This window comes from Streptomyces sp. NPDC002742 (assembly GCF_042888885.1).
GTDB lineage: Bacteria > Actinomycetota > Actinomycetes > Streptomycetales > Streptomycetaceae > Streptomyces.
Map to the genome: position 1 here is coordinate 313,636 of NZ_JBIAQF010000012.1, position 6,955 is coordinate 320,590.

General features: G+C 69.4%; 4 protein-coding genes and 1 pseudogene. 2 read left to right on the forward strand and 3 right to left on the reverse strand.

Annotation, left to right across the window (positions count from 1 at the left end):
- Positions 1 to 91: 91 nt before the first annotated feature.
- The 3 genes from ACFYW8_RS23635 to proB all read right to left on the reverse strand — a co-directional run bounded on the left by ACFYW8_RS23635 (position 92) and on the right by proB (position 3,349).
- Positions 92 to 1,378 (reverse strand): glutamate-5-semialdehyde dehydrogenase, encoded by a 1,287-nt coding sequence (locus tag ACFYW8_RS23635; RefSeq protein WP_365871323.1) that lies wholly within the window; start codon positions 1,376 to 1,378, stop codon positions 92 to 94.
- Positions 1,379 to 1,439: 61 nt separating this feature from the next.
- Positions 1,440 to 1,898 carry a hypothetical protein gene (locus ACFYW8_RS23640; RefSeq protein WP_365871361.1) on the reverse strand — a complete coding sequence of 153 codons (459 nt, stop codon included), beginning with the start codon at positions 1,896 to 1,898 and terminating at the stop codon, positions 1,440 to 1,442.
- A gap of 323 nt (positions 1,899 to 2,221) precedes the next feature.
- Entirely contained in the window at positions 2,222 to 3,349 is a 1,128-nt protein-coding gene (gene proB / locus ACFYW8_RS23645) for a glutamate 5-kinase (RefSeq protein WP_365871325.1), read from the reverse strand.
- A gap of 1,110 nt (positions 3,350 to 4,459) precedes the next feature.
- On the opposite strand from proB, the gene ACFYW8_RS23650 reads away from it, so the two are divergent.
- Together ACFYW8_RS23650 and ACFYW8_RS23655 are read left to right on the forward strand one after the other, a co-directional pair.
- Entirely contained in the window at positions 4,460 to 6,766 is a 2,307-nt protein-coding gene (locus ACFYW8_RS23650; RefSeq protein WP_389079375.1) for a CDP-glycerol glycerophosphotransferase family protein, read from the forward strand.
- Positions 6,767 to 6,851: 85 nt separating this feature from the next.
- A pseudogene (locus ACFYW8_RS23655) lies at positions 6,852 to 6,955 on the forward strand (UTP--glucose-1-phosphate uridylyltransferase); the annotation flags it as partial.

Here is a 6,955-nt window from a genome sequence, read left to right on the forward strand (position 1 = left end):
GCGAGAGATGTCCTGCCCCTCAACCCCGTCGCCCCGCAGCCCGAGCCCGCAGTCCGAGCCCCCAGCCCGAGCCCGCAGTCCGGCCGGTGGCTCAGCGGCGGATGTGACCGTCGCCCGTGACGATGTACTTCGTGCTCGTCAGCTCCGGCAGCCCCATCGGACCGCGCGCGTGGAGCTTCTGCGTGGAGATGCCGATCTCGGCGCCGAAACCGAACTGGCCGCCGTCGGTGAAGCGGGTCGAGGCGTTCACGGCGACCGTCGTGGAATCGACCAGCTGGGTGAAGCGGCGGGCGGCCTGCTGCGAGGTGGTCACGATGGCCTCGGTGTGGCCGGAACTCCACAGCCGGATGTGGGACACGGCCTTGTCCAGCGAGTCCACGACGCCCGCGGCGATGTCGTAGGACAGGTACTCGGTGTCCCAGTCCTCCGCCGTGGCCTCCACGACGGTGGCCTTGGAGTCCTTGGCGTAGGCGAGGACGCGCTCGTCGGCGTGCACGGTGACCCCGGCGTCCGCGAGGGCGTCCAGGGCGCGCGGCAGGAATTCGGCGGCGATGTCCTGGTGGACCAGGAGGGTCTCGGCGGAGTTGCAGACGCTGGGCCGCTGGGCCTTGGAGTTGATCAGGATGTCGACGGCCATGTCGAGGTCCGCCTGCGCGTCGACGTACACATGGCAGTTGCCGGTGCCGGTCTCGATGACCGGGACGATCGACTCCTGGACGACCGTGCGGATCAGGGAGGCGCCACCGCGCGGGATGAGGACGTCGACCAGGCCGCGGGCGCGCATCAGTTCACGGACCGACTCGCGGCCCTCGCCGGGTACGAGCTGGATCGCGTCGGCGGGCAGTCCGGCGCCGCCGACGGCGTCGCGCAGGACCCGCACGAGGGCCGTGTTCGACTCGTAGGCGGAGGACGAGCCGCGCAGCAGGACCGCGTTGCCGGACTTCAGGCACAGGGCGGCCGCGTCGACGGTCACGTTCGGGCGGGCCTCGTAGATGATGCCGACGACGCCGAGGGGGACGCGGACCTGGCGCAGGTCGATGCCGTTCGGGAGGGTGGAGCCGCGGACGACCTCGCCGACCGGGTCGGGCAGCGCCACGACGTCTCGGACGTCGGAGGCGATCGCGCGCACGCGCTCGGGGGTGAGCGTGAGCCGGTCGATGACGCTCTCGCTGGTCCCGGCTTCGCGGGCCTTGGCGATGTCCTTGGCGTTGGCGGCGACGATTTCGCTCGTACGGACTTCCAGCGCGTCCGCGATCGCGAGCAGCGCGTCGTCCTTCTCGGCTCGCGGCAGAGGTGCCAGGTCGGCGGCGGCGGACTTCGCACGATAGGCGGCCTGGGCCACCGGGGACATGGAGTCGTACGGCGAGAGCGTGGTCATGAGGGAAGGGTAGTGGGCCCGGCGGGCCCGTCCAGCGGTCGTCCCACACGGCGAGACGGGCTCAAAAGGGGTGAACTCCCACAGGTGCGGCGGGCAGCCGTCCGTACCCCTCGGCGATCCGCTGGTGGTACGTCTCGCGGTCGATGACCTCCAGGCCGACGATCTCCCAGGGCGGGAGTTTGGCGGTCTGCCGGTGCTCGCCCCACAGACGCAGCGCGACGGCCGCCGCGTCGTGCAGGTCGCGGGCCTCCTCCCAGTAGCGGATCTCCGCGTGGTCGTTGGCGTACCGGCTCGTCAGCAGGAACGGGTGGTCGTGGGCGAGCTGTTCGAGACCGCGCCTCACCTCGGTCAGCGGGGCCTCACCGCCTGACACGCTCAGCGTGACGTGCCACAGCCGGGGCTGGTCGGCCGGCTGCTCGCCCTCGTAGGTGTCGCCGGCCGCGACACTGGTCAGGGCCCGCTCCTCGCCCGCCGCACGGGAGGCGGGACCACCGCGGGACGCCGCCGCCCCAGGGCGCACTCGTCTCACGACGGCCTCCTTTACCCGATGGTCGTACCGAATCCCGGACTCTCCCTGCCACAAAGTTGAGCAGGTGAGAAGCCGCCGTGTGGCGGTTTTACGGAACGTCCCCCGGCGGGGGCGGGGGAATCGGCCGTTTCCGGGTGTAGCGGACAGCTGTTTCAGGGAGGCCCCTGGGGCACCGGACGCCGTGGCGGGCGGACGAGGCCTCCGTGACGGGCGTACACGTATCCGCAGGACGGGACGCGTGTCTCACGGATGGGTGACGGAGCGCCCGCTTCCCGGCTGTCGACGGCGGGTCGCGCGTCTCACGGATGTGCGGCCTACGGGTTCAGCAGGACGAGGTCGTCGCGGTGCACGACCTCACGCTCGTACGCGGGGCCCAGCTCACGTGCCAGCTCCCGGGTGGAGCGGCCGATCAGCTGGGGGATCTCCTTGGCGTCGAAGTTCACCAGTCCTCGTGCGACGGCCCGGCCCGTGCTGTCGCGCAGTTCGACCGGGTCGCCCGCGGTGAACTCGCCCTCGACGGCCGCGATGCCCGCGGGCAGCAGTGACGAGCGCCGCTGGACGACCGCGCGCACGGCGCCGTCGTCCAGGGTGATCGCGCCCTGCGGGGTGGAGGCGTGCTGGAGCCACAGCAGGCGGTCGGCCGACCGCTTGCCGGTGGCGTGGAAGAAGGTGCCGGTGTCCCGGCCCGCGAACGCGTCGGCGGCGTGCACCGCGCTGGTCAGCACCACCGGGATACCCGCGGCCGCCGCGATCCTGGCCGCCTCGACCTTGGTGACCATGCCGCCGGTGCCGACGCCGGCCTTGCCCGAGCTGCCGATCTCGACGCCGGCGAGGTCCGCGGGCTCCCTCACCTGCGCGATCCGCGAGGTGCCGGGCTTGCTGGGGTCGCCGTCGTAGACCCCGTCCACGTCGGAGAGCAGGACGAGCAGATCGGCGCGTACGAGATGGGCGACGAGGGCGGCGAGCCGATCGTTGTCGCCGAAGCGGATCTCGTCCGTGGCCACCGTGTCGTTCTCGTTGACGACCGGCAGGGCGCCCATCGCGAGGAGCTTGTCGAGAGTGCGCGAGGCGTTCCGGTGGTGGGCGCGCCGGCTGGTGTCGTCCGAGGTGAGGAGCACCTGCCCGACGCGGATGCCGTAGCGGGCGAAGGAGGCCGTGTAGCGGGCCATCAGAAGGCCCTGGCCGACACTGGCCGCGGCCTGCTGGCGGGCGAGGTCCTTGGGGCGGCGGCGCAGTCCGAGCGGCGCGAGGCCCGCCGCGATGGCACCCGAGGAGACGAGGACGATCTCCTTCTCACCACCGTCGCGCGCCTTGGCGAGGACGTCCACGAGGGCGTCGACCCGGTCCGCGTCGAGACCGCCGGAGGCGGTGGTGAGCGACGAGGAGCCCACCTTGACGACGATCCTGTGCGCCTGCGCCACTGCTTGCCTTGCCACGGTCACCTTGCTGTCCGCCCCCTCGCCTCGGCTGCCTGACCGAATCTACGCGAAGAAGACGTGGAAGCGTCCATCGGTCCGGCAGGCGGACGGCTCATCAACGGTTGAACAAGTGGGCGAGGAGCCGGAATACGCGACGAAGACCGACCCCGCGGTGAAAGCAAGGCGCGTAACGTCAAGAATATTCGACAGCACCTGAAGTGATGACGAGGGGAATCGGGAAGAATTCCTCAATCGACAACAGGACGAAAACCCTCGACTTCTCCGCCCTTTCGTCCTTGACTCATGGCCGCGTAGTCATTTCCGGTATCCACCGAATACCGCAGCATCCGACCGCCGCACCCTGAGCTCGACCAATGAGCCTCGAATACGGCATCGACCGGACCACCGTCGGCATCACCCCGGAGAACAACAGGCTCGCGGCACGGTGCCGCGCCTCCGGCGCATTCCGGCTCCGGCTCCGGCTCCACGACCTGAGCGCGCCGCCTTCGAGCCCGGCGGCCGGACCTCGCTCACCGTCGCGACCCAGCCCCCGCCGGCCTCCGGCCCGTCCGCGCCGACACCCGTCAGACCCTCCAGGGCCCCCAGCTCCTCACCGGCCAAGGGAGCCGCCTCCGCCCGTCGGCCGGCACGGGGCTGCGGCCCGAGCGGCTCCGTCCAGGAGAACGGCAACGACTGCACCACCAGCGCCCCGGGCCGTCCGCCCGCGCAGCGGCTTCTCCCCTATCACATCCGACCCGGACGCCAGCTGCCGGACTCCGGCGGCAAGCGTGGCGTCCACAACAGAGGCACACCGGTCCGATAACAGAGGCACACCGGTCCGATGGGGCGGGAACGCCGTGGAGGGGCACCGCCGGGCGCCTGGAAGCAGTACCTGAGCAGGAACGACGGGCACGAAGGCGAACAGCGGACGCCGTACGACTCGGAAGTCGTCGGCGCGGCCGGACGAGCGGGATGAACCACGCCACACTCCGGCAGCCTCGGCCATACCAGAGCGTACGCTAGGGTTCCGGCTACGTTAACCTAGCGCCGTGCCCCCTGCGTCCCGCCGCGGTCCGAAGCGACCGGAATGCGAGGCGCAGATGAGTTTGATCTGCGATCCCAGGAGCCCTGAGTATGCCTGTGCCGAATGGTAACGCTTCGCCCAAAATAAGCGTTGTCGTACCCGTTTACAAGGTACAGGGGTACCTGCGAGCCTGCCTGGACTCCATTCTCGAGCAGTCGTTCACCGATTTCGAGATCGTCGCCGTGGACGACTATTCCCCGGATTCCTGCGGTCGAATACTCGATGAATACGCACAGCTCGACAGCCGTGTCGTTCCCGTGCATTTCACGGAGAACCAGGGAATCGGAAAGGCGCGTGACGCGGGGGCGCTGAAGTCGCGCGGTGAGTACATTCTCTTCCTGGACAGCGACGACACCCTCGGCGAAGGCGCCCTCCAGGCCATCGCGGAGCGACTCGAGGTCACCGGCGACCCGGACATCCTTCTCCTGAACCACGTCCGCACGTACTGGAACAACCGGGTCCAGGCGAGCGCCGCCGGAGAAATGCTCTCCGCCGCCGGCACGGACGTCTTCACGGCGCTGGAGCGCCCCGAGTACCTGAACATGTTCGCCGTGGTGTGGAACCGGGCGTACCGCCGGGAGTTCTACGTCGGCAACGGTTTCACGTTCACCGACGGCATCTACGAGGACGCCCTCATGGTCTACAAGACCATGCTGACGGCCGACCGCATCGCCGCTCTCGACCACGTCTGCGTCGAATACCGCCAGCGCCGCCAGGGCAACTCCATGCGCACGCCGGGCCGCAAGCACTTCGGCATTTTCGAGCAGTACGCCCGTCTCTTCGACTTCCTCGACGAGCGCCCCCACCTGGAGCCCGTGCGGGCGCTCCTGTTCGAGCGCATGGCCAGCCACTTCCTGTTCACCCTGGCCCGCGAGGACCGCATCGTCCCGCAGGACCGGGCGCCGTTCTTCAAGCTGGCCGCCGAACAGTACAAGCGCTTCAAGCCGAAGAACTTCACGGTTCCCGAAGGCACCATGGGCGTGAAGTTCGACCTCCTGGCCCGCGGTTCGTACTCGGCGTACGCCGCGATGACGATCGCGTCCTCCACCCGCCAGAAGGCCATCAAGCGGGTCACGAAGGCGAAGACGAAGCTCGGCAAGACGGCGTACAACCGGCTCTACCGCCTGCACAAGCGCCGCCCCATCGACGAGAACCTCGCGGTCTACGCGGCCTACTGGAACCGCGGAGTCGCCTGCAGCCCCGCGGCCATCTACCACAAGGCCAAGGAACTCGCCCCGAACATCCACGGCGTCTGGGTCGTGCGCCGCGGCGACGAGGAGAACATCCCCGCCGGCGTTGACTACGTGGTGGCGAACTCCCCCCGCTACTGGGAGGTCATGGCACGCGCCAAGTACCTCATCAACAACGTCAACTTCCCGAACGAGTTCGTCAAGCGCCCGGGGCAGATCCACCTCCAGACGCACCACGGCACACCGCTGAAGCAGATGGGCATCGACCAGCAGCGCTTCCCCGCGGCCGCCAAGAACATGAGCTTCGGCAAGATGCTCGAGCGGGCCGACCGCTGGGACCTGAGCCTGACGTCCAACCAGCACTCCACGGAGATCTGGGAGCGCGTCTACCCCTGCGCCTTCGAGGCCATCGAGTACGGCTACCCCCGCAACGACGTGTACTTCCGCTCCACCGCCGAGGACGTCCAGCGCATCCGCACCGAACTCGGCATCCCCGAGGGCAAGACCGCCATCCTGTACTGCCCCACGGTGCGCGACTACCAGACCGGGTACGTCCCGCGGATCGACCTGGAGCGCTTCTGCCGTGAACTGGGCCCCGACCATGTGGTCCTGGTCCGCACCCACTACTTCTACGGTGCCGACCCGCAGCTCCAGACGCTTCAGGAGCGCGGCCTGATCAAGGACGTGTCGACCTACCCGGTGGTCGAGGACCTCTGCCTGGCGGCCGACGCCCTCATCACCGACTACTCGTCGATCATGTTCGACTACGCCTGCCTGGACCGTCCGATCATCACCTACGCGGACGACTGGGAGGTCTACAGCCGGGCCCGAGGCGTGTACTTCGACATCCTCTCCGGGAACCCGGGCGAGACGCCGGGCGCGAGCGCGACGAGCGAGGACGAGCTGATCGAGGTCTTCCGCTCCGGCGCCTGGAACGGCGAGCGGGCCGCCGAGCTGCGCGCGGCGTTCCGCGAGCGCTTCGTGCAGTTCGACGACGGCAACGCCGCTGAGCGCGTCGTACGCAGGCTGTACCTCGGCCAGAAGCCCGAGCCGGCCATCGTGCCGCTGAACGAGCGGACCCCCGCCCCGGCGCCGAACAGCGATATCGTGCGGGCCCACATCGTGGCCCAGCGTTCCGGTGAGCAGCACGGTCTCATCGACGCGTGACCCTCCCGACATACGCCTGACCGTGAGTGGCTCGGCCCTGTGCCGGGCCACTCGCCCGTTCAACGAGAGAGACCGAGAGCGACCAATGGCATCGCACCCCAGGATCAGCAAGGCTGTCATCCCCGCGGCAGGCCTCGGCACCCGGTTCCTGCCGGCCACCAAGGCCACTCCCAAGGAGATGCTGCCGGT

Bases quoted from the DNA above. Each gene is read 5' to 3' on its own strand.
- ACFYW8_RS23635 (WP_365871323.1), bottom strand. From the start codon at position 1,378: ATGACCACGCTCTCGCCGTACGACTCCATGTCCCCGGTGGCCCAGGCC.
- ACFYW8_RS23650 (WP_389079375.1), top strand. From the start codon at position 4,460: ATGCCTGTGCCGAATGGTAACGCTTCGCCCAAAATAAGCGTTGTCGTA.